The sequence below is a fragment of the Pseudomonas sp. CBC3 genome, from assembly GCF_037967085.1.
In the GTDB taxonomy this organism is placed as follows: Bacteria; Pseudomonadota; Gammaproteobacteria; order Pseudomonadales; family Pseudomonadaceae; genus Stutzerimonas.
This window is the reverse complement of the sequence record NZ_JBANEO010000003.1, coordinates 291,162-315,602: the sequence shown is the minus strand read 5'-3', so window position 1 is coordinate 315,602 and position 24,441 is coordinate 291,162. Positions and strand designations below refer to the sequence as shown.

Genomic DNA, 24,441 nt, shown 5'->3' with positions numbered 1-24,441 from the left:
CCCGGGATTGAAGGAAAGCGGCAATTCTACTGGTCGCGACGCGGGTTTTATAGGGGCGCGAGCGTCGCTGCGGCTCAGGACGACGGAGTAGCCTGTTCGGCCGCTGCGGTCGTGGTGACCGGCGCACGCTCGAGGCGCAAGGCCACCCGGCGGTTCTTCGCACGATTGGCCGGCCCGTTGTTGGCCACCAGGGGGTAGCGCTCGCCATGGAAACGCACCGTGATCTGCTCTTTCGGCACGCCATTGGCGATCAGATACTCCTCGACAGCCAGCGCACGGCGACGGGAAAGGTCGCGGTTGGTGAGCCGATTGCCGCTGTTGTCCGAATGACCATCAAGCTGGATGCGATTGACGCTCGGGTCGGCCTTGAGAAATTGCAGAATGATGTCGAGCTTGGCACGCCCCACGTCATCCAGCGCCACATCGCTGGTGGGGAAACCGACCTGCGACTGACGAATCTGATCGAAGTTGACCGGCAGCAACTTGGCCGTACAAGCGCGGTAGTCTTCATACGCCTTGCCGAAACGCGCCGGCAACAGACGCACCTCGAGCGCTTCACCACCATGACGCGTGTGATGGCGCACAACCGGGCTACGCCCTTCCAGCAGGCCACTGAGCAGCTGCCCAGCTTGCAGGTGCGAGCTGTTGAACGGAATCTCGCCGCCGCCCACCGACACCATTCCCAGGTTGATATCGCTGCGTGCGGGATGCCAGGGTGCCGCTGCCGCCAACAAGGTCGCCGAGCCGTTGCCCAACCAGCGATCCGGCGACTGTAGACGGAAAACAGCCTGCTCGCCTGCCCGGCGGACGAACTCACCGGTGCCGAAACCGGCAATCGGCTGTACCAGCCGGCATTCGAACTGATCGCCCTCGACCTGCCACTCCACCCTTTCCAGACGGGTCTGGAAAGTCAGGGCATTGGCCGGCGAGGCCAACAGGCAAGCCAGGATAAGAAGGCGCAGTCGCACGATGGACTCCAGGGGCAAAGCAGTCTCATGGGTATCGGACCGGGTCGGGGAAACTTGAGGCGCCGGGGCCGGCGACGTGGCTGGGCCAAATCGTGGTATCGCACGGCGCAACACGCATCCGTTAGCATTCACCTCCGAACCAACATGAGTAAGCCGATGATCGTCCGCCCGAAAATCTGCGCCAGGAGCTCCCCCATCAGCTGGGCTTTTGCGCTCGTGCTGCTCAGCGGCTTCCTGGGCGGATGCACCTTGCCTGATCTCGACGGTCGCATCGCCTCGTCCGCGCTGAACCAGAGCGAAAGTGCAGATACGGCGCTCGGCCGCGCGATATCGCCGCGCCGGCAGGCCCATCCGGGCAAGACCGGCATTCATGCGCTGATCGACCCGCACGACGCCTTCGCCGCCCGGGCGCTACTGGCCAGAAGCGCTGAAAAGACATTGGACGTGCAGTACTACATCTGGCGCGGCGACATCACCGGAACCCTATTGTTCGATGAGCTGCGTGCCGCCGCGGAGCGAGGGGTGCGGGTCCGCCTGCTGCTCGATGACAACGGCACTGCCGGGCTCGATGCCGAGCTAGCGGCGCTCGATAGTCATCCAAACATCGAAATCCGGCTGTTCAATCCCTTCGTGATTCGCACGCCCAAGGCGATCGGTTACCTGACCGATTTCATGCGAGCCAACCGCCGCATGCACAACAAGTCGCTCACCGCTGATAACCAGGCCACCATCATTGGCGGGCGCAACGTCGGCGACGAGTACTTCGGGGCGACCGATGGCGTTCTATTCGCTGATCTGGATGTGCTGGCCATTGGCTCGGTGGTCGCTGACGTCTCCAGCGACTTCGACCGCTACTGGGCCAGCGACTCCTCGTACCCGGTCGACCTGATCCTGCCCGAAGCAGGCGCGCGACAGTTACAGCACTTCGCCGATGCAGCCGCCAGCATGGCCAGTGCCTCTGCAGCTACCGAGTATGTCCGGGCGATCCGCGATTCGGCGTTCATTGCGCACCTGCTGCGCGGTGATCTGGCATTCGAATGGGCCGCTACCCGGATGGTCAGCGACGACCCGGCCAAAGGCCTCGGCCAGGCCGAACCCGATGGGCTGCTGACCCACCAGCTCGGCGAAATCCTCGGCGAACCGCAAGGGCACATCGAACTGGTCTCGCCCTATTTCGTACCAACCGCCGCCGGCACCGAGGCCTTTTTGCAGATGGCCGATCGCGGCGTACAGATTCGCGTGCTCACCAACTCGTTGGCGGCCACGGATGTTGCGGCCGTGCATGCCGGTTATGCCAAGCGCCGCAAGGATCTACTTGAGGCGGGCATTCGGCTCTATGAGATGCGCCGCACATCGCCGAAAAACGACCACATCGAAGGCCGCGGCCCATTCGGCAGCTCCGCCTCCAGCTTGCATGCCAAGACTTTTGCCGTGGATCAGACGAGAGTGTTCGTGGGCTCGTTCAATTTCGATCCACGCTCGGCCAACCTCAACACCGAGCTGGGCTTCGTGATCGAAAGCCCGAGCATGGCGCTGGCCATCGAACAGGCATTCGACAAAACCATTCCCGCCAGCTCTTATGAAGTCAGGCTGAGCGAATCAGGCGAACTTTATTGGCTGGAGCAACGCGATGGTCAGCAATTGCGCCATGATAGCGAGCCGGAAACGAGCGTCTGGAAAAGAGCCGTCGTATCGTTTCTATCGATTCTTCCCATCGAGTGGATGCTTTGAAGCCGAACAGCGCATTAACCCGCCAGACAGCCGAGGCTGCCGAACGCGCCTCGACGCCAAGCCCGAGCGCGCTGGTCGGGACGTCGCTGATCATTTGCGAACACTGCGATTCGGTGTACCAGCGCCCTACCCTGGCACGCCGGCAGACAGCCCATTGCCAGCGCTGCGGCGCGCTACTGGAAAAGGCCCGACATCTGAACGCCGATCAACTGCTGGCGCTCACGCTGGCTGCCGCGATCCTGTTCCTGTTCGCCAACGCCTTTCCCATCATGCAGATAGGCATGCAAGGGCTCAGCAACGAGGCGACTCTATGGGGGACCGTCGAAGCGCTGGCCCAAGGACAGATCACACCCATCGCGCTGGTCGCTGGCCTGAGCATCATCTTCGCGCCGGGCCTGCAGATCATCCTGCTGGCCTGGGTGCTGGTACATGCGCGTAGCGGCCGGATCGCACCGGGTTTCCGAACCTGCATGCGGGCGCTGGAGCATCTGCGTCCCTGGAGCATGCTGGAGGTGTGCCTGCTGGGGATTCTCGTCGCCATCATCAAGCTCGGCGGCATGCTCGACGTGCATCCCGGCATCGGCCTCTGGGCCATGGCCATCCTGACCGTCCTTATCCTCCTGATAGCCGGCCGCGACGTGCGCGGCCTGTGGGACGATCTGCAGGTGCCGATACGATGACACAACCTCCCTACGCCTCGGAGTTGGGCGTGCAGCTGTGCCACGACTGCGGCCTGGCATGCCGCGCGGAAGCTAGCGACTGTCCACGCTGCGACGCGCCACTGCATCGACGCAAACCGAACAGCATTCCGCGCACCTGGGCGCTGCTGGTCGCCGCGCTGGTCCTCTATGTACCAGCCAACACGCTGCCAGTGATGTACACCGATATGTTTGGCAACGGCAGCGAAAACACCATTCTCAGCGGCGTGATCGAGTTCTGGAACGACGGGTCCTGGGACATCGCGCTGCTGATCTTCATTGCCAGCGTCGGCGTGCCCTGCATGAAGTTCTTCGTGCTCGGCATGCTGCTGATCAGCGCCCAGCGGCGCAGCCGCTGGGCCATGCGCGAACGCGCGCGGCTGTACCGTTTCATCGAAATCATCGGCTACTGGTCGATGCTCGATGTGCTGGTGGTCGCGCTGGTCGCGGCACTGGTGCAATTCCGCGCGCTGAGCACCATCGAGCCGCGCCTGGGTATTTTGTTCTTCGGCCTGGTCGTGGTGCTGACGATGATGGCCTCGATGAGCTTCGATCCGCGATTGATCTGGGATGCAGAGAAAGACGATGTCAGATAACCCCCACCACACCGAATCACCTGCCGGCACGCCCGAGATCAGGCATCGGCCGGTCCGCGTCTCGCTGGTCTGGCTAGTGCCCATCGCCGCCGCGCTGGTGGGCTTTTCCATGGTCATGCAGAACTGGCTTTCTGCCGGGCCGCAAATCACCGTGAGCTTCGAGACCGCCGAAGGGCTCGAAGCCAACAAGACGCAGGTCAAGTACAAGAACGTGGTCATCGGCCAGGTCACCGCCATCAACCTCAGCGAGGATCACACCCGTGTCATCGCCACGGTCGAACTGGATCAGCACGCCGAGCCCTTCACTCGTGAAGACACCAAATTCTGGGTGGTGCGGCCGCGCATCGGCGCCAGTGGTGTATCCGGCGTCGACACCCTGCTGTCCGGCGCCTTCATTGGGGCCGATGCCGGGCGCGCAGAGGAAACCCGTCGCGAATTCCTCGGCTTGGAAGCACCGCCACCGGTGACCTTCGGCGCCGAAGGCAAGCAGTTCACCCTGCGCAGCGATAATCTCGGTTCGCTCGGTGTCGGCTCGCCGCTGTACTTCCGCCGCCTTCAGGTCGGCCAGGTGATCTCGTTCGGGCTGGCCGACGATGGCAAGGGGGTCCAGGTTCAAGTATTCGTCAACGCCCCTTACGATCGCTTCGTCACCGACGACACGCGCTTCTGGAACGCTAGTGGCGTAGATGTTTCCGTCGCTGCAGATGGCCTGCGGGTTAACGCCGAATCGCTCTCTACCATACTCGCCGGAGGCATCGCCTTCCGCGCCCCTAACTACAGCCCCGACGCCAGCCCGGCCGCGCCGGACAGCGAGTTCACGCTGTTTGCCGACGTGCGCCAGGCGATGGCGCCCGCCGACGGCCCGCCGCGCTATGTACAGATGCGCTTCGACCAGACGCTGCGCGGGCTGAACGTCGATGCGCCGGTGGAGTTTCTCGGCGTGCCCATCGGCCGCGTGGTCTCGGTCAAACTCGACTATGACGAAAAGAACAAAAGCTTCCCTGCGGTGGTCGGCGCGGTGATCTACCCCAGTCGGCTGGGCGCCGCGCATGACAAACTGTCCCAGACCCTGGGCGGCGATACTGAAGAACACACCGCCCGCCTCATGCAAATGTTCGTCGACCGCGGCCTGCGGGCGCAGGCACGCACTGGCAATCTGCTCACCGGCCAGTTGTACATTTCACTGGATTTCGACCCGCGGGCGCCCAAGGTAGCCTTCAATCAGCATGCCCGGCCCATGGTCATCCCGACCATCGCCGGCAGCTTCGACAAACTGCAGGAGCAACTGCAGGCCATGGTCGACAAGCTCAGCAAGCTGCCCATCGAATCGCTGGCCGACAACCTGAATGGCAGTCTCGACGAGCTGCGCCAAACGTTGAAGCAGGTCAACGGCGATGTCCTGCCGCAACTGCAGCGCACCCTGGAGCGATCGGAACAGACCCTGCAGAACGCCAACCAGGCGCTTGCTGAAGACTCGCCACAGCGCCAACAACTAGGCGATACCCTCGATGAAGTCCAGCGCGCCGTGCGCTCCGTGCGGACACTGTCGGACTACCTCAGCCGTCACCCCGAATCGCTGATCCGCGGCCGCAGCGGCGACGAAACACCGGCGAACTACAAAGGCCAAGCCACCTCGCGAGAACTGAATTCGGAGCACCAGCCATGAACCTGCGCCCCTCTCTGCTCATGCTCGCCGGCGCGTTCGTCCTGAGCGCCTGCAGCTCGACCCCGACGCGCTATCACACACTCATCGCCGCCCAGCCGCACATGACCGAAGCGCCAGCCGAAGCGGCCGGATTCCAGTTGCAGGTGCTACCGGTGCGCATTCCGGTACAGACGGACCAGCCGAGCCTGGTGGTGCGCGAAAGCGATGGCCGCCTGGCGATCCTGGAAACCGCGCTCTGGGCCTCGCCCCCAGCAGACGAATTTCACGATGCGCTGGCGATCGAACTGGAACAGCGCCTCGGCGTGCGTGACCTGGCAGGTCTGCCTGGCCGGACGAACGTTCCAGTGTTGAGCCTGCGCACCGACGTTCGTCGCTTCGATTCGCTGCCCGGCCGGCATGCTGCCCTGGACGTAATGTGGAGCCTGGAAATGAGCGAGCGCGGCCGGCAGAGCCGGGCACTGACCTGCGCCAGCGTGATCCATGAACAGGCCGGCAGCGAGGTGGACAGCCTGGTACTGGCCCACCAGCGTGCCATCGCCGGGCTGGCGGCTACCATCGCCCGAACGGCACGCCAATGGGCAGCGACTCCCGACAGCGGCTGCCCGCAGCCATAGCTGCCGGTACCGCCCGAGGCCCGCTCCATCCAATCGAGCTAATAGTCTTCCGGTCGGAAGCGGGCCAGCGGATTTTCCGGTAGCATTCGCGCACGTTCGATCCGCCTGGAAATCTGCATGTCCGACCGTATCACCCTTCTTCGTCCCGACGACTGGCACATCCATCTGCGCGACGGCGCAGCGCTGTCACACACCGTGGCGGACGCCGCGCGCCAGTTCGCTCGCGCGATCATCATGCCGAACCTCGTGCCGCCAGTGCGCAACGCCGCCGAAGCCGATAGCTATCGCCAGCGAATCATAGCCGCCCGTCCGAAGGGCAGCGCCTTCGAGCCGCTGATGGTGCTCTACCTGACCGACGGCACGCAGCCTAACGACGTGCGTGCAGCCAAGGCCAGCGGCTATGTGTATGCCGCCAAGCTCTACCCGGCTGGCGCGACGACGAACTCGGCGTCCGGCGTGACCCGCATCGACAATATCTTTCCAGTGCTGGAAGCCATGGCCGAGGTCGGCCTGCCGCTGCTGGTCCATGGCGAGGTAACTCGCTCGGAAATCGACATCTTCGATCGCGAGAAATACTTCATCGAAGAGCAGCTGAGTCGGATCACCGAGCGCTTCCCGACGCTGAAGGTGGTGTTCGAGCACATCACCACGCGCGATGCGGTGCAATTCGTCGAGGCCGCCGGCAGCAACGTGGGCGCCACGATCACCGCACATCACCTGCTCTACAACCGCAACCACATGCTGGTGGGCGGGATTCGTCCGCACTTCTTCTGCCTGCCGATCCTCAAGCGCAACGTCCATCAGGAAGCCCTGCTCGACGCCGCAACCAGCGGCAGCCCGAAATTCTTCCTCGGCACGGACTCGGCACCTCACGCCCAGCATGCCAAGGAAAACGCCTGCGGCTGTGCCGGCTGTTACACCGCCTATGCGGCGATCGAGCTCTATGCCGAGGCATTCGAGCAGCGCAGCGCACTCGATCGCCTGGAAGCCTTCGCCAGCCATTTCGGCGCCGATTTCTACGGTCTGCCACGCAACACCGAGCAGATCACGCTGGTGCGCGAACCTTGGAACGTGCCTGGCCACCTGCCCTTCGGGGAGCACAACGTCGTGCCCCTGCGCGCGGGCGAAACCCTGCAATGGCGTCTGGAGGCAAGCGCATGAGCGAGGACTCGTTCGACGACGAATTGGAGAACAACCTCTCGGGCAAACCGCGCTCGCCCATGGCGCAGCGTTTCCGCGGTTTCCTGCCGGTGGTGGTCGACGTCGAATGCGGCGGCTTCAACTGCGCCACCGACGCCCTGCTGGAAATCGCTGCGGTGACCATCGGCATGGATGAACAAGGCCTGCTCTATCCGCAGGAAACCATGTTCTTCCGGGTCGAGCCCTTTGCCGGCGCCAATATCGAAGCCGCCGCGCTCGAGTTCACAGGAATCAAGCTGGATCACCCCCTGCGCATGGCCGTCGCTGAATCCCACGCGATGGGCGAGATCCTGCGCAGCGTGCGCAAGGCGGTGAAATCGGCCGGCTGCAAACGCGCCATCCTGGTGGGCCACAACAGCAGCTTCGACCTGGGCTTTCTCAACGCAGCGATTGCCCGTTGCGACATCAAACGCAACCCCTTCCACCCCTTCTCCAGCTTCGACACGGCGACGCTTGCCGGCCTCGCCTACGGCCAGACCGTCCTGGCCAAGGCCTGCCAGGCCGCGGGCATCGACTTCGACGGTCGAGAGGCTCACTCGGCCCGCTACGACACCGAAAAGACCGCCGAGCTGTTCTGCGGCATCGTCAATCGCTGGAAGGAAATGGGTGGCTGGGAAGAGTTCGACGAGTGAAGCCGACAAGAGCGCTGGAGGCGTGAGGCTGGACGAAAAAGCGACTCGGAGCGGCCCTTTCACCCAGCTTTCCCGCCTCCAGCCCGTAGGGTGGGCTTCAGCCCACCAAACCCCGCGGTCGACACGGTTGCTATCCCGCCTTGGTGGGCTAAAGCCCACCCTACCCTTACAAACGAAAAGGCCAGTCACGTGACTGGCCTTTTGCATCGGGGTCCGCTTACAGCGGCTTGCCGCGATTGCCGTGTTCGCTCACGAAAGCCTGCATGGCCTTGAGATCGTTCGCCAGCACGGTGCAACGCTCAGGACGCTCGAACAGATCGGCCAGGTGCGCCGGCAATTCCAGCGCCTTGCCGACACCGGCCTTCTCCACCGCCTCGGGGAATTTCACCGGATGTGCAGTGCCAAGGGTCACCATCGGCGTCGACAGGCTGCGACGGCATTCACGGGCGGCGTAGACGCCAATTGCAGTGTGGGGGTCGAGCAATTCGCCCGTTTTGGCAAACACTTCGGCAATGGTCTTGCAGGTCTGCTCGTCGTCCACGGCCAGGGAATCGAACAGCTTGCGTGCTTCGGTCCAGCGCGCTTCCTCGACCGACAGCTTGCCGCTGGCCTTGAAGGCGCTCATCAGCTCGGCCACGGAAGCGCCATTGCGGCCGTGCAGGTCGAACAGCAATCGCTCGAAGTTGGATGAGACCATGATGTCCATGGACGGCGACAACGAGGGATGCAAGGTGTCCTTGTCGTAGCGGTTGCCGCTCATGAAACGGTGCAGGATGTCGTTGCGGTTGGTGGCCACCACCAGTTGGCTGATCGGCAGGCCCATGTTGCGCGCCAGGTAGCCGGCGAAGATGTCGCCGAAGTTGCCGGTCGGCACCGAGAACGCCACCGAGCGCGCCGGACCGCCCAGCTGCAAGGCTGCATGGAAGTAGTAGACGATCTGGGCCATGATCCGCGCCCAGTTGATCGAGTTCACCGCCACCAGACGGGTGCCCTTGAGAAAGCCCTGGTCGGCGAAGCTGTCCTTGACCATCTCCTGGCAGTCGTCGAAGTTGCCTTCGATGGCGATGTTGTGGATGTTGTCGCCGAAGATGGTGGTCATCTGCCGACGCTGCACTTCCGAAACGCGGTTGTGCGGATGCAGGATGAAGATGTCGACGTTATCGCAACGGCGGCAACCTTCGATGGCCGCCGAGCCGGTGTCACCCGAGGTGGCGCCGATGATCACCACGCGCTCGCCGCGCTTGGCCAGGACGTAGTCGAGCAGGCGACCGAGCAGTTGCAGGGCGAAATCCTTGAAGGCCAGGGTCGGGCCGTGGAACAGCTCCATCACCCATTCGTTGCCATCCAGCTGGCGCAGCGGTGCCACGGCACTATGGGCGAATACGCCATAGGTTTCTTCGAGAATTTGCTTGAAGTCGGCGTCAGGAATGCTGTCAGCCACGAACGGGCGCATCACCTTGAATGCCAGCTCGTGATATGGCAGGCCGGCCCAGGAAGCGATTTCCTCGACAGTGAAGCCCGGCAGGTTTTCCGGCACATAGAGGCCGCCGTCGCTGGCCAGCCCAGCCAGCAGCACGTCTTCGAAATTCAGGGCCGGAGCCTGACCACGGGTACTGATGTAGCGCATATCGTCAAACCTTCGATTTGAGTTTGAAGCCTGAAGCTTGAAGCCCGGCGATTCGCTCTGACTTCCGGCTTCCAGCTTCCAGCTCTGGTTAATTCAGCTGTTCCACACGAATCCGCACGACCTTGTCGACCACATCATCGAGCGTCTCGAGTGCCGATATGGCTTCATCGATGCGCTGCTCTACCACACGATGGGTCACTAGAATGACCGGCACTAGCCCGTCATGGACTTCCGCTTCCTTCTGCATGATCGATTCGATATTGATGCCGCGCTCGGACAGGATGGTCGCGACCTGGGCCAGCACGCCTGGATGATCCTTGGCCTGGATGCGCAGATAGTAGGCGCTCTCGCAGGCGGTGACCGGCAGGATCGGATGAGCCGACAGGGAATCGGGCTGGAACGCCAGGTGCGGCACGCGGTTGTTCGGGTCGGTGGTCAGCGCTCGCGCCACGTCCACCAGGTCGGCCACCACTGCCGAGGCGGTTGGCTCCATGCCGGCGCCTGCACCGTAATAAAGCGTCGAGCCCACCGCATCACCGTTGACCATCACCGCATTCATCACGCCATTGACGTTGGCGATCAGGCGATCAGCGGGGATCAGCGTCGGATGCACGCGCAGTTCGATACCAGCGTCGGTCCGGCGCGCGACGCCCAGGTGCTTGATGCGATAGCCCAGCGCCTCAGCGTAGTTCACGTCGGCTGTAGTCAGACGCGAAATGCCCTCGGTATAAGCCTTGTCGAACTGCAGTGGGATGCCGAAGGCGATGGAGGCGAGGATGGTCAGCTTGTGCGCGGCATCGATGCCTTCTACGTCGAAGGTCGGGTCGGCCTCAGCGTAACCCAGCGCCTGCGCTTCCTTGAGCACATCCTCGAAGGCACGGCCCTTCTCGCGCATCTCGGTGAGAATGAAGTTGCCGGTGCCATTGATGATACCGGCCAGCCAGTTGATACGGTTGGCCGCCAGACCTTCGCGGATCGCCTTGATTACCGGAATGCCGCCCGCAACTGAAGCCTCAAAGGCGACAATGACGCCCTGCTCGCGGGCACGGGCGAAGATCTCGTTGCCATGCACGGCGATCAGCGCCTTGTTGGCCGTGACCACGTGCTTGCCGTTCTCGATGGCCTTGAGCACCAGCTCGAGCGCCAGGGTGTAGCCGCCGATCAGCTCGACGACGATGTCGATTTCAGGATTGTTGGCGACGGCGAAAACATCGTCGGTAATGGAAATGGAGCCGGTGTCGCACTTGGGGTTGAGCTGCCGGGTCGCGATCTGCGCAACCTCGATTCCACGCCCGGCACGGCGGGCAATCTCCTCGGCGTTGCGCTTGAGCACATTGAAGGTTCCGCCACCGACGGTTCCCAGCCCACAGATGCCAACTTTCACCGGTTTCAAGCTGCACTCCCCATTCCCAGCGAACGGCCGGATGCACCAGCCGAACAAAAGAGTCGCACATTACGAATCGGCGGGGTTTTAGTCAAATCGCTGCGCGAGCGGCGGGTTGGCGAAGCGCTAGTCCTTTGCCCCATCCAAGCCCAGGCGCTCATGCCACTGAGCCAGCGACTCGTCTGGATAGTCGGCGAAACACCTGTCGGTATCGAACACCTGCGGCTCGACCCAGCTCGCCTTCGAGTCAAGCATTAGGTGAGTATGCTCGGGCGGCGTGGGAAGATCGGTGTCGATAGCCGACGCATGGGGGTGCACCAGCTCCGGCCAGTTGGGATCCCACAACCAGAGCGCGCTGCCGCAGTGCTTGCAGAAATGACGCTCACCGTCGCTGACACGAACTGCACCGGACTGCGGATCGGCCATGCGCGCCCGATAGACGCTCAGGTGCTCGCGCCCTTCGACGTTCAGCGTACGGTGATCGCCGCCCAGGTTGATCGCATAGCCGCCACCACCTGCCGTCTTGCGACAGATGGAGCAGTAGCAGCGCATGAATGGGTAAGGCGTAGCCGACTCCAGCGAGAAACGCACGGCTTTGCAGTGACAGGAACCTTCAAGCTTCATGATCGCGCCCTCCGTCGGTATTGCAGACTTTGAGCGCTGGGAGCGAGACAGTTCAGTTTGGGCCGACGGACGTCGCCAGGAAGACGCCGCCTCGTGCGATCACTTGGCCTTGAGAGCGATTTCAGCCAACTGGGGCGCTGGCTGGTAGCCGGGAATGATCTGCCCATCGGCGAGCACGATGGCCGGCGTGCCCTGCACACCTATGAGCTGGCCCAGCTCGTACTGCTCGGCGATCGGATTGTCACAGGTGGCTGCGGGAAGCTCCTGACGGGCCTTGGCCTTGTTCATCGCCTCTTGCGGGTCCTTGGCGCACCAGACGCTGGTCAGCGTATTGGCGCCGTGGCTACCCATTCCCTGGCGTGGAAACGCCATGTAGCGAACTTCCACGCCCAGACGGTTCAGTTCCGGCACTTCGCTATGCAGCTTCTGGCAGTAGCCGCAATCGGTGTCGGTGAACACCGTGATGTGGGTCTTGGGTTTTTCCGGCGCGAAGATCACCATCTCATTGAGCGGAATCGCATCGATGGCCGCGGCGACCGACTGGCTCTGAGCCTGTTCGGTGAGATTCCGCGCCTGACCATCCTTGAACTGAAACAGATAGCCCTGAATGATGAACTGCCCATCGGCGCTGGCATACAGTTGGCGACCGCCCTTGAGCTGCACTTGGTAGACACCGGGCATGGGACTTTCGGCGATGGCCTCGATCGGCATATCGGGCTGGATGGACTGCAACGACTGACGGATCGCCTTGTCCGGATCGGCAGCCATGGAAAAGGAACTGGCCAGGCCCAAAGCCACGGCAGCGAACAGACGAATCACGCGCATGGAAACTCCTGGCGACATCGATCAAGGGGGTGGGCGCGAAGATTATCATAGCCACCATCCAAGCAACTGCTGGGACGGCCTTGCATGATGGGTTTGTGGGCTACAGCGCACCTCGATGGTGGCCGCTGACCCAACAAGCTCGGCCTTACACGTTGTGCTCAAACATTCAATTCGGCCAGCAGGTAGGGAATTCATTCGACCGATGTTCGCATGCTGCTGCGCCCTTACTCGAGTCCGATCAGCCTCGCGGATGATGGCGGGCGTGCAGCTCCTGCAGGCGTGCACGGGCGACATGGGTATAGATCTGGGTGGTCGACAGATCGCTGTGACCCAGCAGCATCTGTACGGTGCGCAGGTCAGCACCATGGTTGAGTAAATGCGTTGCGAACGCATGGCGCAGCGTATGCGGCGATATCGCCGCGCCGATACCTGCCACCGAGGCATGCAGTTTGATCCGGTGCCAAAAGGTCTGACGAGTCATCTGAGTGCCACGCTGGCTTGGAAACACCACATCGCTTGGCTTGTCGCCCAGCAACAGGCCGCGAGCCTGACGAAGGTAACGCTCGAGCCAGTGCAAGGCCTCTTCTCCCAGCGGCACCAGACGCTCCTTGTTGCCCTTGCCGAGAGTTCGTAACACCCCCTGACGCAGGTTGATCTGGTCGAGGCTCAGCGAAATCAGCTCGGTCACCCGCAGCCCGCAGGCATAAAGCACTTCCAGCATCGCCCGATCACGCAAGCCGAGCGGGTCGCCAATATCCGGGGCGGCCAACAACGCTTCGACATCCGCCTCGGATAGCGTCTTGGGCAAGGGTTGCCCCAGCTGTGGCAGATCGACCTGCAAGGTCGGATCGACACTGATCGATCCCTCGCTCAGCAGAAAACGATAAAAGCTACGTAGGCCAGATAGAAAGCGCGCGGTGGAGCGCGCCTTGTAGGCGTTGGCCTGACGCCAGGCGAGATGATCGAGAATGATCACGCGCCCGGCATCTTCCAGCTTCAGGTCACGCTCGGCCAGCCAGCCGTTGAACAGCGCCAGGTCACTGCGATAGGCATCCCGCGTGTTGTCCGACAGTCCCTTCTGCAGCCACAAGGCATCCAGAAAACGGTCAATTACAGGAGCATCCAAGGCAGGCATGGCAGTATCCGAAAGACTCGACGCGGCAGTGTTTCACAAGGCGCCAGCAAACAGCCAGCGTGGTCAGACGTGATCAGGCAATACCGGCACCGGCCGGTTGTCTTCGCCCACTGCGACGAAGCTGAAGGTGCCCTTGATGGCCAACTCGCGTCCGTCGTGATACATGCTCTCGACGAACACCTCGACGTCCACTTTCAGGCTGGTATTGCCCACTTTAACCACGCGACCAATCAGCTCGACGATGGAGCCAGCGGGAATCGGGTGATTGAAATCGATTCGATCGGAAGACACGGTAACCAGTGGCAGCCGGCAGAAGCGTGTCGCAGTAATGAACGAAACCTCGTCCAGCCAGGCCAGTGCGGTGCCGCCGAACAAAGTGTTGTGATGATTGGTGGTCGGTGGGAACACCGCCTTGGTCACATGCGTGACGGACAGATCGGTACGACGCTGAACTTCAATATCTCTTGGGGTCATGCCACTTCTCGCAAGTAGTGTGGCCACCGTGCTGCGAATCTTGTCTTTGTTGTCACGCTACCAGGCACGCCGGCAGGGAACGGAATCAGGGTTTAACGAAACTTCAAAAAACATCGCAATAACGAAAAAGCAGCCCGAAGGCTGCTTTTTTCTTACAAGGAGCGCAGTCCTCAGGACAGCTTTTCCTTGATACGGGCTGCCTTGCCGGACAGCGCGCGGAGGTAGTACAGCTTGGCCTTGCGAACATCGCCGCGGCGCTTGACGCTGAGACTGTCAACCATCGGGCTGTAGGTCTGGAAGGTACGCTCCACACCCACACCGTTGGAGATCTTGCGCACGGTGAAGGCACTGTTCAGACCGCGGTTACGCTTGCCGATCACGACGCCTTCGAAGGCCTGCAGACGCTCACGCTCGCCTTCCTTTACCTTGACCTGAACGATCACGGTGTCGCCGGGGGCGAACGGAGGCAGTTCTTTGGTCATCTGCTCGGCTTCGATCGCCTGGATAATCTTGTTGGTCATGCTGTGTGCTCCTGAGACAAGCCCTTGTAGCCTGCCATCGATACGTTAACTATCGTCCCGCTGATGGATGTATTCCTTCAGCAGTTTCTGTTCTTCTCCAGAAAGCGAGCGGCCATCCAGAAGATCGGCACGGCGTTCCCAGGTCCTTCCGAGGGACTGCTGCAAACGCCAGCGCCGGATGTGTTCGTGATTGCCGCTGAGCAGCACCTCTGGAACACGTTTATCCGCATACACTTCCGGTCGCGTGTAATGCGGGCAGTCGAGCAAGCCGTCGCTAAACGAATCCTCCTCGGCAGAATCAGCATGACCCAGCGCTCCAGGAAGCAATCGGGTCACCGCATCGATCAGCACCATAGCCGGCAGTTCGCCGCCGGACAGCACGTAATCGCCAATCGACCATTCTTCGTCGACATGCGTTTCGATAAAACGCTCGTCGATACCTTCGTAGCGCCCGGCGATGAGGATAAGCCCCTCCTCCCTCGCCAGTTCACGGACATCGGTCTGTTTCAGCTGACGTCCTTGCGGCGAAAGGTAGATCACCTTCGCCTTCTCGCCGGCGGCCTGCCTGGCATCTGCCAAGGCAAGCTCCAGCGGCTTGATCTTCATCACCATGCCGGGGCCACCACCGAAAGGGCGATCATCCACCGTCTGGTGGCGATCTTCGGTATAGGCACGCGGGTTCCAGCATCGCAGCTGGAGCAACCCCTGCTTCACCGCGCGACTGGTAATACCGTAGTCACGGATGGCAGCGAACATGTCTGGAAAAAGACTGATCACTTCAACACGAAAGCTGGACATGTCGCTCAGAAATCCGCGTCCCATTCGACATGCATCTCGCCTGCGTCCAGATCGACCTTCAGCACGCAAGGGTCGGTATAGGGCAGCAGCCGCTCACGATCATCCAGGCTGCCATCAAACGGCTTGACCACCAGGACATCGTTGGCACCGGTTTCGAGCAGATGGTCAACCCGTCCGAGCACTTGCCCGAGCTGGTTGATGACTTTCAGGCCCTGAAGCTGATACCAGTAGTATTCCTCTCCGGTCAGTGGCGGAAGCTCACTACGAGGAATGCAGATCTCGAAGTCGGCGTAGGTTCGCGCAACTTCCCGATCGGTCAACCCTCTCAGCGTAGCCACCAGGATTTTGCCCTGGAGACGCCCACTAACCAGCTCGACCTGCTTGACCTCGTCACCTCGCCTGAGCGTCCAGCGACGGTAATCCAGCAGATTGTCGATCGGATCGGTAAAGGAATAGACCTTTACGTCACCACGCACGCCATGCACCGAAACGACTTTGCCGATTACGATCAGATCTTCGGCCGGGGCAGACGTTGCGTTCATGCGATTCAGGCAGCGGCCTTGGCAGCTTCCTTCAGCAGCTGAGCAACGCGCTCAGACGGCTGTGCGCCCTGGCTCAGCCAGTAAGCGGCACGCTCCTGGTTTACAGACAGCTTCACTTCCGCACCCGAAGCGATCGGGTTGAAGAAACCGATACGCTCAACGAAGCGACCGTCGCGCGCATTGCGGCTGTTGGTCACGGTCAGGTGGTAGAAAGGGCGCTTCTTGGAGCCGCCACGGGCGAGACGAATAGTTACCATGTGAACATCGTTCCTGTAGTCGGTGCTAACTTAAGGCACACACTTAAAATGGGCCTGGGCCCGAAAGGCCGCGCATTTTACGAGTAAAAGCAGCAAGCTTCAAGCCGCAAGCTACAAGTAAATGCAAAACCCGAACGCGCCGGATCATTTACTCATGGCCTGACAGCCCGGGGCTTGCAGCTGTCGTTCAGAATTTCGGCATCCCGCCGCCGGGGAACATGCCGCCCATGCCGCGCATCATCTTGGCCATGCCGCCCTTGCCGGTGACCTTCTTCATCATCTTCTGCATCTGCTTGTGCTGCTTGATCAGCCGCCCGATGTCCTGCACTTGCGTGCCCGACCCCATGGCGATGCGGCGCTTGCGCGAGCCGCTGATGATGTCGGGGTTGCGACGCTCGACGGGCGTCATCGAGTTGATGATGGCTTCCATCTGTTTGAACTGCTTTTCCGCAGCGCCCTGGGCGTTACCCATCTGAGATAGATTCATGCCACCGATCGAGGGCAGCTTGTCCATCAGCCCGCCTAGGCCACCCATGTTCTTCATCTGCTGCAGCTGGTCGCGGAAGTCTTCGAGGTCGAACCCCTTGCCCTTCTTCAGCTTCTTGGTGAGTTTCTCGGCCTTCTCGCGGTCGAGGGTCTGCTCGGCCTGCTCGATCAGGCTGAGCACGTCGCCCATGCCGAGAATGCGCGAAGCGATGCGATCCGGATGGAAGGGTTCGAGCGCATCGCTCTTCTCGCCCATGCCGAGGAACTTGATCGGCTTGCCGGTAATGTGACGCACCGACAACGCGGCGCCACCACGAGCATCACCATCGACCTTGGTCAGCACCACGCCGGTCAGCGGCAATGCTTCACCGAAGGCGCGGGCTGTGTTCGCGGCGTCCTGACCGGTCATGGCGTCGACCACGAACAGCGTCTCAGCCGGGTTGATGGCGGCATGCACGGCCTGGATCTCAGCCATCATCTCGGCATCGATGGCCAGGCGACCGGCGGTATCCACCAGCACCACGTCGATGAACTTCAGCTTGGCTTCGCGGATCGCCGCCTGAGCGATCTCTACCGGCTTCTGGCTGGTGTCGGAAGGGAAAAAGGTCACCCCGACTTCAGCGGCCAGGGTCTCGAGCTGCTTGATTGCCGCGGGACGGTAGACGTCGGCAGACACCACCAGTACGGATTTCTTCTTACGCTCTTTGAGGAATCGCGCAAGCTTGCCCACCGTAGTGGTCTTGCCCGCACCCTGCAACCCGGCCATCAACACTACGGCGGGCGGCGCCACGCTCAGTGCCAGATCTTCGTTGGCCGCCCCCATCAGCTCTTCCAGCTCGGCGCGGACGATCTTCACGAATGCCTGGCCCGGGGTCAGGCTCTTCGATACTTCCGTTCCGACAGCTCGATCCTTGACCTTGGCGACGAAATCCTTGACCACCGGCAGTGCGACGTCAGCTTCGAGCAGCGCCATCCGCACTTCACGCAGGGTGTCCTTGATATTGTCCTCGGTCAGCTTGGCCTTGCCGGTAACATGGCGAAGCGTCTGGGAGAGGCGGTCGGTTAGGTTTTCAAACATGTGCCGTTTCCACGCTGGATGTGGTTAAGGCAGCGATTATAGAAGCTGCAAGCCTCGGGCCGGTACCCCGCCGACCATGCTTTTCATCGTCACAGGCCAACCAGCGCCAACAACTGGGCACCGCATCATCCGATAACGCGCCCACACACCGAGCTACGCGGCACCATACCGCTCGCCTGCACGCTTTTTTGCGCTGAGTGTTTATGCCACACTCAGCGCCTTTCGAGCCTGTTAACAGACCTATGCACCCTCTGCTACCGAGCCTAGCTGCCGCCTGCCTTTATGCTGGCGTCACCGGATACCAAGGCCTACGCCTGGCGCAACGCACCGTGCCGAATAAGCGCCTGCTTATCGTCCTGGGCGCCTTGGCGCTCGTTGCGCACGGGGTGAGCCTGTTCATCCAGCTGCTGTCGCCGAGCGGACTTCACCTGGATTTCTTCACGGCCTCGAGCCTGATTGCCGCAGCCGTGATTCTCCTGATTCTGCTCGCGCTTCATCGCATGCCAGTCGAGAATCTTCTGCTGCTTCTTTTTCCGCTCGGTTGTCTGACAGTGCTTTTCGCCCAGTTCGCGCCGTCCGGCACCGCGCCGGCCATCAGCGAGGAGCCAGGGATACTGGCGCATATCCTGTTTTCCATTCTTGCTTACGGGATGCTTACGATTGCGGTCTTTCAGTCACTGCTGCTGCTGCTGCAGGACCACCACCTCAAGCACAAACACCCGTCCGGCCTGATCAAGAACTTCCCGCCCCTACAAACCATGGAGAGCCTGCTGTTCGGCTTCCTCCTCGCCGGCTGGCTGCTGCTATCGGCATCGCTGATTTCCGGCTGGCTGTTCCTCGACAATCTGTTTGCCCAGCATCTGGTGCATAAAACACTGCTATCAGTCATCGCTTGGGTAATCTTCGGCCTGTTGCTGTGGGGGCGCCATCAGCTTGGCTGGCGCGGCTATAAGGCCATTCGCTGGACGCTGGCGGGCTTCTGTCTGCTGATGTTGGCCTATTTCGGCAGCAAGCTGGTCCGCGAATTCATCCTGCACATCTAGGGCCACCACGTGGAAAATCTACATCCCGGCTTTCTGGTTGGCCTGCTGGTCTTCCTGCTTTTGTGCTCAGCCTTTTTTTCAAGTTCCGAAACCGGAATGCTCAGCCTCAACCGCTATCGCTTGCGCCATCAGGCAAAAGAAGGTCACTCCGGAGCCAAACGAGCCATCGAATTGCTGTCCAGGCCCGACCGCCTGCTGGGCACCATTCTCGTAGGTAACAATTTCGTCAATATCCTCGCTTCTTCGATCGCGACAGTTCTGGCGATGCAATTATGGGGCGAGGCCGGGATTGCCATTGCCACCATCGGCCTGACAATCATCTTGTTGATCTTTGGTGAGATCACGCCCAAGACGCTAGCGGCCCTGCGCCCAGAGGTGGTCGCCTATCCAGTCAGCCTGCCGTTGATGCTGCTACAGAAGGTGCTGTATCCGCTGGTCGCACTGCTCGGCTGGATCAGCAATGGACTGCTCAAACTGCTCGGTGTGGACCCGTCCAAGAAAGGCACCGATAGCCTGTCCACCGAAGAGCTACGCAGCGTGGTGCGTGAATCCGGCAGCGATCTGCCGCTGAATCGACAGAACATGCTGCTCGGCATTCTCGACCTCGAACGGGTGACTGTCGATGACATCATGATCCCGCGCAACGAAGTCGCCGGCATTGATCTTGAGGATGACTTGGAAACCATCGTTGGCCAGTTACGCACCACACCGCACACCCGCCTGCCAGTGTTTCGCAAGGACATCAACCAGATCGAAGGCATCGTGCACATGCGGCAGATCGCCCGCCTGCTCAGTCACGACCAACTGACCAAGGACAACCTGCTCGAAGCCTGCAACGAGCCCTATTTCGTCCCCGAAAATACCCCGCTCTCTACCCAGTTGCTCAATTTTCAAAAACAAAAGCGCCGCATCGGCATCGTGGTGGATGAATATGGCGATGTACTGGGGATCGTTACCCTGGAAGATATTCTCGAAGAGATCGTTGGCGAGTTCAGCAACCAGGATGCCTTGCGCAGCCCGGATATACACCCCCAGGACGATGGCACCTTGGTGATAGACGGCGCCGCCTATCTACGCGAAGTAAACCGAGCGCTGAGCTGGCAGTTACCCTGCGACGGACCGAAGACGCTTAACGGATTGATTACCGAAGCGCTTGAGCATATTCCAAATAGCGGTATCTGCCTGCAGATCAAGCAGTATCGATTCGAAGTCTTGCAGGCCGCAGACAATCGCGTCAAAAGCGTGCGCGCCTGGGTGGCCGAAGATATTCAGGAAGAACCGAGCGACACGCCATAATTCGTTGCGGCGCCCGGTCCCGCCTGAGTTTCAGAATTCGATATCGATAGCCGAGGCCACCCGCATCGCCTTGGCACGCGCAGCCTCGATCGACATGTCGCGAGCCAGCGCCACTCCCATTCGCCGCTGCCCGCTGACGCCCGGTTTGCCGAACAGACGCAGTGCGGTATCTGGCTCGGCCATCGCGGCGGCCAGATTGCCGAAGCTCACCTGCTCGGACTCACCCTCCACCAGCACTACGGCCGAAGCCGATGGTCCGAACTGACGGATCGCCGGAATCGGTAGCCCAAGGATCGCCCGGGCATGCAGCGCAAACTCGGAAAGATCCTGGGAGACAAGGGTCACTAGGCCCGTATCGTGCGGCCTGGGTGAAACCTCGCAAAACCAGACCTTGTCACCCTTGATGAAAAGTTCGACACCGAAAATACCGCGCCCACCCAGCGCGTCGGTGACCGCCAGCGCAATGCGTTCAGCCTCGGCCAGTGCGCCTGCAGTCATCGGCTGCGGCTGCCAGGATTCCTGATAATCACCCTTTTCCTGACGATGCCCAACCGGCTGGCAGAAGGTGGTTCCATCTGCATGCCGAACGGTCAGCAGCGTGATTTCATAGTCGAAATCGACGAAACCTTCGACGATCACCCGCCCTTTCCCGGCTCGACCGCCAGCTTGCGCATAGTCCCAGGCCGTGACGATATCGGCTTCACTTCGCAGGACCGATTGCCCCTTGCCGGACGAACTCATGACAGGCTTGATCAGGCAGGGGAAGCCGAGCAAGGAAGCCGCCGCGCGACATTCCTCCAGCGAGTCGGCGAAACGGTACGGCGAAGTCGGCAGACCAAGCTCCTCAGCAGCCAGGCGGCGAATACCTTCGCGGTTCATGGTGAGCTGCGCGGCCCGCGCGGTAGGGATGACCGTATAACCTTCGCGCTCCAGCTCCACCAGCGTCGCGGTGGCGATCGCTTCGATTTCCGGCACGATGAAATGTGGCCTTTCCTGCTCGATGATCGCCCTCAGCGCAGCGCCGTCGAGCATATCGACGACATGATGACGATGCGCCACCTGCATGGCCGGAGCGTTGGCGTAACGGTCCACCGCAATGACTTCCACGCCCAGGCGTTGAAGCTCGATGACCAGCTCCTTGCCGAGCTCACCAGAGCCACAGAGCAGCACACGGGTTGCGCTGGCCGACAGCGGAGTACCTATTCGGGGCATGGAAGTCCTCGTTATGCAGACACTAATAAAGTCGCGCCGACGCGTTGCGCTTCGGCGTCAGAACAGCAGGCCGCTGACGCGTGCCCGCTCGTGACAACGCAGCAGCACCTGCCGCCGCTCCGGAATGCCCATCTGGCTCCAGCGGCGGATTTCGTCGATGCTGCGCTGGCAGCCGGTGCAGAAATCGTCTTCGTCCAGCGCGCAGATGCTGACGCAAGGAGACGCAACCGGCTTATCGTCAGCAATCAATCGTCTTGCTCCGCCAGATCTTGCGCGTAGCGCTGGGCGTTGTGTACGTAATGCGCAGCGCTCGCTTCGAGCATCTTCTTCTGCTGTTCGGTCAGCTCGCGAACCACTTTGCCGGGCGACCCCACCACCAGCGAGCCATCGGGGATTTCCTTACCTTCGGCAATCAGTGTGTTGGCGCCGATGATGCAGTACTTGCCGATCTTCGCCCCGTTGAGGATCACCGCGTTGATCCCGACCAGGCTGTAATCGCCGACAGTACAGCCGTGCAGCATGGCGTTGTGCCCAACGGTGACGCCGGTTCCCAGCGTCAGCGGATAGCCCATGTCGGTGTGCATGACACTGCCGTCCTGCACGTTGCTGTTTTCGCCGACATGGATCAGTTCGTTGTCGCCACGCAGCACCGCACCGAACCAGACGTTGGCCCCTGCATCAAGGCGGATCTTGCCGACCAGAGTAGCGTTTGGTGCGACCCAGCTCTCGGGATGGGTTTCGACACGGGAATCACCCAGGCGATATTTCACGGTCATGACCTCTTCTGGCTCAAATCGATATAAGAAGCGGGAGGGCTGTGCATTTCGATCCCGGCGTCGTATACCAGGTTCACCAGCTCGACGATCATGATGGCCGTCAATCCCCAGATTTTGTATTCGCCATAGTGGTAAGACGGGACGTACCAGGCAACACCCTGGTAATCGATTCGGTGGGTCACCTCCCGCGCGTCCTGGCAGAAAAAGTCCAGTGGCACGGAAAACACCGAGGCAATCTCAGCATCGTTGGCGCGGTATTCGACATAGTCCGGCACGATGCCGACATAAGGCGTGACGTGGATACCATGCAGCGATACGAGGCTGCTCAGCGGTCCGACGATTTCTACTATCCCCGGAGCCAGGCCAACTTCTTCCTCGGCTTCGCGCAATGCGGTATGGACTAGATCTTGATCTTCGGGATCACGCCGGCCACCGGGAAATGCCACCTCGCCGCCATGAGTGGATAGACCACTGGCGCGCAGGGTCAGGACCAGCTCCGGCGAATCGCCACGTGTGATGGGCATCAAGACCGCCGCTTCGGGCATCCGGCCTTCCGGCTCCAGAAGATGCGGGGAATAGTCACGCACCCGTTGGAGTATTTTGTCCAGCATGAAACGTCTCTTTCCGTCTTTGGCAAGCATCATGGCATGAATCACCGAGGCGCCCAAGACAGGCGCAACCAAAACCATGCTCGACGGCAATCGGCAGTGGCACGAATGGACTTCTCACGACAAACTAGTTCTGAGCGGTAGCTCGTGCGTGTTCGACCAAGGCTGTAACGATGATCCGTAGACCGAAGGAAGCGCGATGAAATACTGCAGCCAATGCGGCAGCACAATCACAGAACAAATACCTGACGGAGATAACCGAATCCGCTTCGTCTGTGCAGCCTGTGACACGATTCACTACCAGAACCCACGGATCGTTGCCGGTTGCCTGCCCGTCTGGGGCGACTCTATATTGCTCTGTCGGCGCGCAATCGAGCCACGGCGTGGCTATTGGACATTGCCGGCCGGCTTCATGGAAAACGGCGAAACCATGCAGCAGGCAGCAGAGCGAGAAACGTTGGAAGAAGCCTGCGCCAGAGTTACGGGCCTGCGTCTCTATACGCTGTTCGACCTGCCGCACATCAACCAGGTCTACACGTTCTTTCGCGCCGAGCTGCTCGATGATCGATTCTGTGCAGGAGACGAGAGTCTCGAGGTCAAGCTTTTCAGCCAGGCCGAGATCCCTTGGTCAGAGCTGGCTTTCCCGACCGTGGGCCGTACCCTAGAATACTTTTTCGCCGACCGGGTGCAGCAGACCTTCCCGGTGCGCAACGAAGCCATCGCACCTATACCGATGGCGCGCAGACAGGTCTGATGTCGTAAGGATTCAGGAACGCCTCATGCGCTGGCTGTTAGCGATCGTCTGCTTCACCTTTGCCACTCTTTCCCATGCCACCGCTGCGCCAGTCTTCGATGCCTCGTTTATCGACAAGGTGCTGGTGGTCAAATCGGAACGCCAGCTGCACTTGATCAGCCGGGGCGTGACGATGAAAAGCTATCGCGTCTCGCTGGGGAAACAGCCCGGTCCCAAGCAGCGCGAAGGCGATCAGCGAACGCCGGAAGGGTTGTACTGGATCAATTGGCGCAAAACGTCCGACAAGTACAACCTGGCGATGCACATCTCCTACCCGAACGCCAGGGATTTGGCCCGCGCCCGTGCCGAGGGCGCGCGACCAGGCAGCATGATCATGCTTCATGGCACGCCGCTGGATGAGGAATACCCCGAGTGGTTTTTCCATACCCTTGACTGGACCGAGGGCTGCATCGCGCTGAAGAACGACGACATGCGTGAGATATGGAATCTGGTGAAAGACGGCACGCTGATCGAGATTCGTCCGTAGGCCAGTCGGAACTCCGACGCTGCTTCGTCTTCTCAGAAAACCATATCCGACAACCGCCAGACCTCGAACGCAGGCGTTTCATAAGGATGCGCACGCTTGAGCGCCTTGACGCTGTCGTGGATCAATTCGTCGGCGACTACCAGTTCCACCTTCCACTCGGCAACCGGCTGCACCTGGCCCTGCTGCCCGAGGAACGGCTGGCTGCCTTCCAGCGGTCGATACTGGCCGTGCCCGAGCACCTGCCAGCAGCAATGGTCATAAGCCCCGATGCGACCGCCGCCCGCTGCGAAAACCGCTTCCTTGACTTCGCCCAGATGGCTTTCGGGAACATAGAAACACAGCTTGTACATCAGCCTCTCCGGAACCAGGG

28 protein-coding genes are annotated in these 24,441 nt (G+C 61.1%); 11 read left to right on the top strand and 17 right to left on the bottom strand.

From position 1 onward, the window contains the following. Window positions 1-74: 74 nt before the first annotated feature. Window positions 75-968 carry a flagellar protein MotY gene (locus V6943_RS13975; RefSeq protein WP_131650655.1) on the bottom strand — a complete coding sequence of 298 codons (894 nt, stop codon included), beginning with the start codon at window positions 966-968 and terminating at the stop codon, window positions 75-77. 144 nt (window positions 969-1,112) lie between these two features. Between V6943_RS13975 and V6943_RS13970 the strand changes: the two genes are divergently transcribed. The 7 genes from V6943_RS13970 (at window position 1,113) to rnt (ending at window position 8,105) form a co-directional block, all read left to right on the top strand. Continuing rightward, window positions 1,113-2,699, top strand: a complete 1,587-nt coding sequence (locus V6943_RS13970) for a phospholipase D family protein (protein ID WP_340554012.1) — start codon at window positions 1,113-1,115, stop codon at window positions 2,697-2,699. Between the two features lie 71 nt (window positions 2,700-2,770). Then, window positions 2,771-3,379, top strand: a complete 609-nt coding sequence (locus V6943_RS13965) for a paraquat-inducible protein A (RefSeq protein ID WP_340554703.1) — start codon at window positions 2,771-2,773, stop codon at window positions 3,377-3,379. Then, window positions 3,376-3,993, top strand: a complete 618-nt coding sequence (locus tag V6943_RS13960) for a paraquat-inducible protein A (protein ID WP_340554011.1) — start codon at window positions 3,376-3,378, stop codon at window positions 3,991-3,993. Before V6943_RS13965 ends, V6943_RS13960 begins: the two co-directional genes overlap by 4 nt. Beyond that, window positions 3,983-5,659 (top strand): PqiB family protein, encoded by a 1,677-nt coding sequence (locus V6943_RS13955; protein ID WP_340554010.1) that lies wholly within the window; start codon window positions 3,983-3,985, stop codon window positions 5,657-5,659. Before V6943_RS13960 ends, V6943_RS13955 begins: the two co-directional genes overlap by 11 nt. Beyond that, window positions 5,656-6,273, top strand: coding sequence for a PqiC family protein (locus V6943_RS13950; RefSeq protein WP_181100516.1), 618 nt, complete (start codon window positions 5,656-5,658; stop codon window positions 6,271-6,273). Before V6943_RS13955 ends, V6943_RS13950 begins: the two co-directional genes overlap by 4 nt. Before the next feature lie 117 nt (window positions 6,274-6,390). Further along, window positions 6,391-7,434 carry a dihydroorotase gene (gene pyrC, locus V6943_RS13945; protein ID WP_181100514.1) on the top strand — a complete coding sequence of 348 codons (1,044 nt, stop codon included), beginning with the start codon at window positions 6,391-6,393 and terminating at the stop codon, window positions 7,432-7,434. Then, window positions 7,431-8,105, top strand: a complete 675-nt coding sequence (gene rnt, locus V6943_RS13940; protein ID WP_131650661.1) for a ribonuclease T — start codon at window positions 7,431-7,433, stop codon at window positions 8,103-8,105. The genes pyrC and rnt overlap by 4 nt, the downstream gene beginning before the upstream one ends. A 217-nt stretch (window positions 8,106-8,322) precedes the next feature. Here rnt and thrC read toward each other — a convergent pair whose 3' ends face one another. From thrC to ffh, 11 genes are all read right to left on the bottom strand, one after another. Further along, a complete protein-coding gene (gene thrC / locus V6943_RS13935; protein WP_340554008.1) occupies window positions 8,323-9,732 on the bottom strand; it encodes a threonine synthase in 1,410 nt (469 codons plus the stop codon). Between the two features lie 88 nt (window positions 9,733-9,820). After that, complete coding sequence (locus V6943_RS13930; protein WP_131650663.1) at window positions 9,821-11,125, bottom strand: homoserine dehydrogenase; 1,305 nt, start codon at window positions 11,123-11,125, stop codon at window positions 9,821-9,823. A gap of 117 nt (window positions 11,126-11,242) precedes the next feature. Next, a complete protein-coding gene (locus V6943_RS13925) occupies window positions 11,243-11,740 on the bottom strand; it encodes a GFA family protein (protein WP_131650664.1) in 498 nt (165 codons plus the stop codon). A 99-nt stretch (window positions 11,741-11,839) separates the two neighbouring features. Then, window positions 11,840-12,565, bottom strand: a complete 726-nt coding sequence (locus V6943_RS13920; RefSeq protein ID WP_181100505.1) for a thioredoxin fold domain-containing protein — start codon at window positions 12,563-12,565, stop codon at window positions 11,840-11,842. Window positions 12,566-12,803: 238 nt separating this feature from the next. After that, complete coding sequence (gene xerD, locus V6943_RS13915; protein ID WP_340554006.1) at window positions 12,804-13,700, bottom strand: site-specific tyrosine recombinase XerD; 897 nt, start codon at window positions 13,698-13,700, stop codon at window positions 12,804-12,806. 63 nt (window positions 13,701-13,763) lie between these two features. Further along, complete coding sequence (locus V6943_RS13910) at window positions 13,764-14,174, bottom strand: acyl-CoA thioesterase (protein ID WP_131650667.1); 411 nt, start codon at window positions 14,172-14,174, stop codon at window positions 13,764-13,766. A gap of 170 nt (window positions 14,175-14,344) precedes the next feature. Beyond that, entirely contained in the window at window positions 14,345-14,695 is a 351-nt protein-coding gene (gene rplS, locus V6943_RS13905; RefSeq protein WP_131650668.1) for a 50S ribosomal protein L19, read from the bottom strand. A 45-nt stretch (window positions 14,696-14,740) separates the two neighbouring features. Beyond that, the gene (trmD, locus tag V6943_RS13900; protein ID WP_181100503.1) at window positions 14,741-15,493 is read right to left on the bottom strand and encodes a tRNA (guanosine(37)-N1)-methyltransferase TrmD; all 753 of its coding nucleotides are present in this window, start codon (window positions 15,491-15,493) and stop codon (window positions 14,741-14,743) included. Between the two features lie 5 nt (window positions 15,494-15,498). Further along, window positions 15,499-16,035 carry a ribosome maturation factor RimM gene (rimM, locus tag V6943_RS13895; protein WP_181100502.1) on the bottom strand — a complete coding sequence of 179 codons (537 nt, stop codon included), beginning with the start codon at window positions 16,033-16,035 and terminating at the stop codon, window positions 15,499-15,501. Between the two features lie 5 nt (window positions 16,036-16,040). Next, window positions 16,041-16,292 (bottom strand): 30S ribosomal protein S16, encoded by a 252-nt coding sequence (gene rpsP, locus V6943_RS13890; protein ID WP_009867795.1) that lies wholly within the window; start codon window positions 16,290-16,292, stop codon window positions 16,041-16,043. 187 nt (window positions 16,293-16,479) lie between these two features. Next, window positions 16,480-17,856, bottom strand: coding sequence for a signal recognition particle protein (gene ffh, locus V6943_RS13885; protein ID WP_131650671.1), 1,377 nt, complete (start codon window positions 17,854-17,856; stop codon window positions 16,480-16,482). 242 nt (window positions 17,857-18,098) lie between these two features. Here ffh and V6943_RS13880 point away from each other — a divergent pair, with 242 nt between their 5' ends. Both V6943_RS13880 and V6943_RS13875 read left to right on the top strand, forming a co-directional pair. Beyond that, window positions 18,099-18,899, top strand: coding sequence for a cytochrome C assembly family protein (locus V6943_RS13880; protein WP_131650672.1), 801 nt, complete (start codon window positions 18,099-18,101; stop codon window positions 18,897-18,899). 9 nt (window positions 18,900-18,908) lie between these two features. Continuing rightward, on the top strand, window positions 18,909-20,195 hold the full coding sequence (locus tag V6943_RS13875; RefSeq protein WP_340554003.1) for an HlyC/CorC family transporter: 1,287 nt from the start codon (window positions 18,909-18,911) through the stop codon (window positions 20,193-20,195). A gap of 30 nt (window positions 20,196-20,225) precedes the next feature. Here V6943_RS13875 and purT read toward each other — a convergent pair whose 3' ends face one another. From purT to V6943_RS13855, 4 genes are read right to left on the bottom strand one after another with little or no spacing between them, the layout of a single operon-like run. Next, the gene (gene purT, locus V6943_RS13870; protein WP_181100493.1) at window positions 20,226-21,407 is read right to left on the bottom strand and encodes a formate-dependent phosphoribosylglycinamide formyltransferase; all 1,182 of its coding nucleotides are present in this window, start codon (window positions 21,405-21,407) and stop codon (window positions 20,226-20,228) included. A gap of 57 nt (window positions 21,408-21,464) precedes the next feature. After that, the gene (locus V6943_RS13865) at window positions 21,465-21,656 is read right to left on the bottom strand and encodes a DUF1289 domain-containing protein (RefSeq protein ID WP_340554001.1); all 192 of its coding nucleotides are present in this window, start codon (window positions 21,654-21,656) and stop codon (window positions 21,465-21,467) included. Next, window positions 21,653-22,177, bottom strand: coding sequence for a gamma carbonic anhydrase family protein (locus tag V6943_RS13860; RefSeq protein ID WP_181101459.1), 525 nt, complete (start codon window positions 22,175-22,177; stop codon window positions 21,653-21,655). Before V6943_RS13860 ends, V6943_RS13865 begins: the two co-directional genes overlap by 4 nt. Window positions 22,178-22,179: 2 nt before the next feature. After that, window positions 22,180-22,794 (bottom strand): CoA pyrophosphatase, encoded by a 615-nt coding sequence (locus tag V6943_RS13855; protein ID WP_181100492.1) that lies wholly within the window; start codon window positions 22,792-22,794, stop codon window positions 22,180-22,182. A 196-nt stretch (window positions 22,795-22,990) separates the two neighbouring features. Between V6943_RS13855 and V6943_RS13850 the strand changes: the two genes are divergently transcribed. Both V6943_RS13850 and V6943_RS13845 read left to right on the top strand, forming a co-directional pair. Beyond that, entirely contained in the window at window positions 22,991-23,545 is a 555-nt protein-coding gene (locus V6943_RS13850) for an NUDIX hydrolase (protein ID WP_181100491.1), read from the top strand. Window positions 23,546-23,570: 25 nt separating this feature from the next. Continuing rightward, window positions 23,571-24,071, top strand: coding sequence for a L,D-transpeptidase family protein (locus V6943_RS13845; RefSeq protein WP_181100490.1), 501 nt, complete (start codon window positions 23,571-23,573; stop codon window positions 24,069-24,071). Window positions 24,072-24,103: 32 nt separating this feature from the next. On the opposite strand, the gene V6943_RS13840 is transcribed toward V6943_RS13845, so the two are convergent. Further along, window positions 24,104-24,421: a Nif3-like dinuclear metal center hexameric protein gene (locus V6943_RS13840; RefSeq protein ID WP_131650682.1), complete on the bottom strand. Its 318-nt coding sequence runs from the start codon at window positions 24,419-24,421 to the stop codon at window positions 24,104-24,106. Window positions 24,422-24,441 lie beyond the last annotated feature (20 nt).

Coding starts and splice junctions, on each gene's coding strand:
- V6943_RS13970 (WP_340554012.1), top strand. CDS start 1,113: ATGAGTAAGCCGATGATCGTCCGCCCGAAAATCTGCGCCAGGAGCTCC.
- V6943_RS13960 (WP_340554011.1), top strand. CDS start 3,376: ATGACACAACCTCCCTACGCCTCGGAGTTGGGCGTGCAGCTGTGCCAC.
- V6943_RS13955 (WP_340554010.1), top strand. CDS start 3,983: ATGTCAGATAACCCCCACCACACCGAATCACCTGCCGGCACGCCCGAG.
- V6943_RS13950 (WP_181100516.1), top strand. CDS start 5,656: ATGAACCTGCGCCCCTCTCTGCTCATGCTCGCCGGCGCGTTCGTCCTG.
- pyrC (WP_181100514.1), top strand. CDS start 6,391: ATGTCCGACCGTATCACCCTTCTTCGTCCCGACGACTGGCACATCCAT.
- rnt (WP_131650661.1), top strand. CDS start 7,431: ATGAGCGAGGACTCGTTCGACGACGAATTGGAGAACAACCTCTCGGGC.
- thrC (WP_340554008.1), bottom strand. CDS start 9,732: ATGCGCTACATCAGTACCCGTGGTCAGGCTCCGGCCCTGAATTTCGAA.
- V6943_RS13925 (WP_131650664.1), bottom strand. CDS start 11,740: ATGAAGCTTGAAGGTTCCTGTCACTGCAAAGCCGTGCGTTTCTCGCTG.
- V6943_RS13920 (WP_181100505.1), bottom strand. CDS start 12,565: ATGCGCGTGATTCGTCTGTTCGCTGCCGTGGCTTTGGGCCTGGCCAGT.
- xerD (WP_340554006.1), bottom strand. CDS start 13,700: ATGCCTGCCTTGGATGCTCCTGTAATTGACCGTTTTCTGGATGCCTTG.
- V6943_RS13910 (WP_131650667.1), bottom strand. CDS start 14,174: ATGACCCCAAGAGATATTGAAGTTCAGCGTCGTACCGATCTGTCCGTC.
- rplS (WP_131650668.1), bottom strand. CDS start 14,695: ATGACCAACAAGATTATCCAGGCGATCGAAGCCGAGCAGATGACCAAA.
- trmD (WP_181100503.1), bottom strand. CDS start 15,493: ATGTCCAGCTTTCGTGTTGAAGTGATCAGTCTTTTTCCAGACATGTTC.
- rimM (WP_181100502.1), bottom strand. CDS start 16,035: ATGAACGCAACGTCTGCCCCGGCCGAAGATCTGATCGTAATCGGCAAA.
- rpsP (WP_009867795.1), bottom strand. CDS start 16,292: ATGGTAACTATTCGTCTCGCCCGTGGCGGCTCCAAGAAGCGCCCTTTC.
- ffh (WP_131650671.1), bottom strand. CDS start 17,856: ATGTTTGAAAACCTAACCGACCGCCTCTCCCAGACGCTTCGCCATGTT.
- V6943_RS13880 (WP_131650672.1), top strand. CDS start 18,099: ATGCACCCTCTGCTACCGAGCCTAGCTGCCGCCTGCCTTTATGCTGGC.
- purT (WP_181100493.1), bottom strand. CDS start 21,407: ATGCCCCGAATAGGTACTCCGCTGTCGGCCAGCGCAACCCGTGTGCTG.
- V6943_RS13855 (WP_181100492.1), bottom strand. CDS start 22,794: ATGCTGGACAAAATACTCCAACGGGTGCGTGACTATTCCCCGCATCTT.
- V6943_RS13850 (WP_181100491.1), top strand. CDS start 22,991: ATGAAATACTGCAGCCAATGCGGCAGCACAATCACAGAACAAATACCT.
- V6943_RS13845 (WP_181100490.1), top strand. CDS start 23,571: ATGCGCTGGCTGTTAGCGATCGTCTGCTTCACCTTTGCCACTCTTTCC.
- V6943_RS13840 (WP_131650682.1), bottom strand. CDS start 24,421: ATGTACAAGCTGTGTTTCTATGTTCCCGAAAGCCATCTGGGCGAAGTC.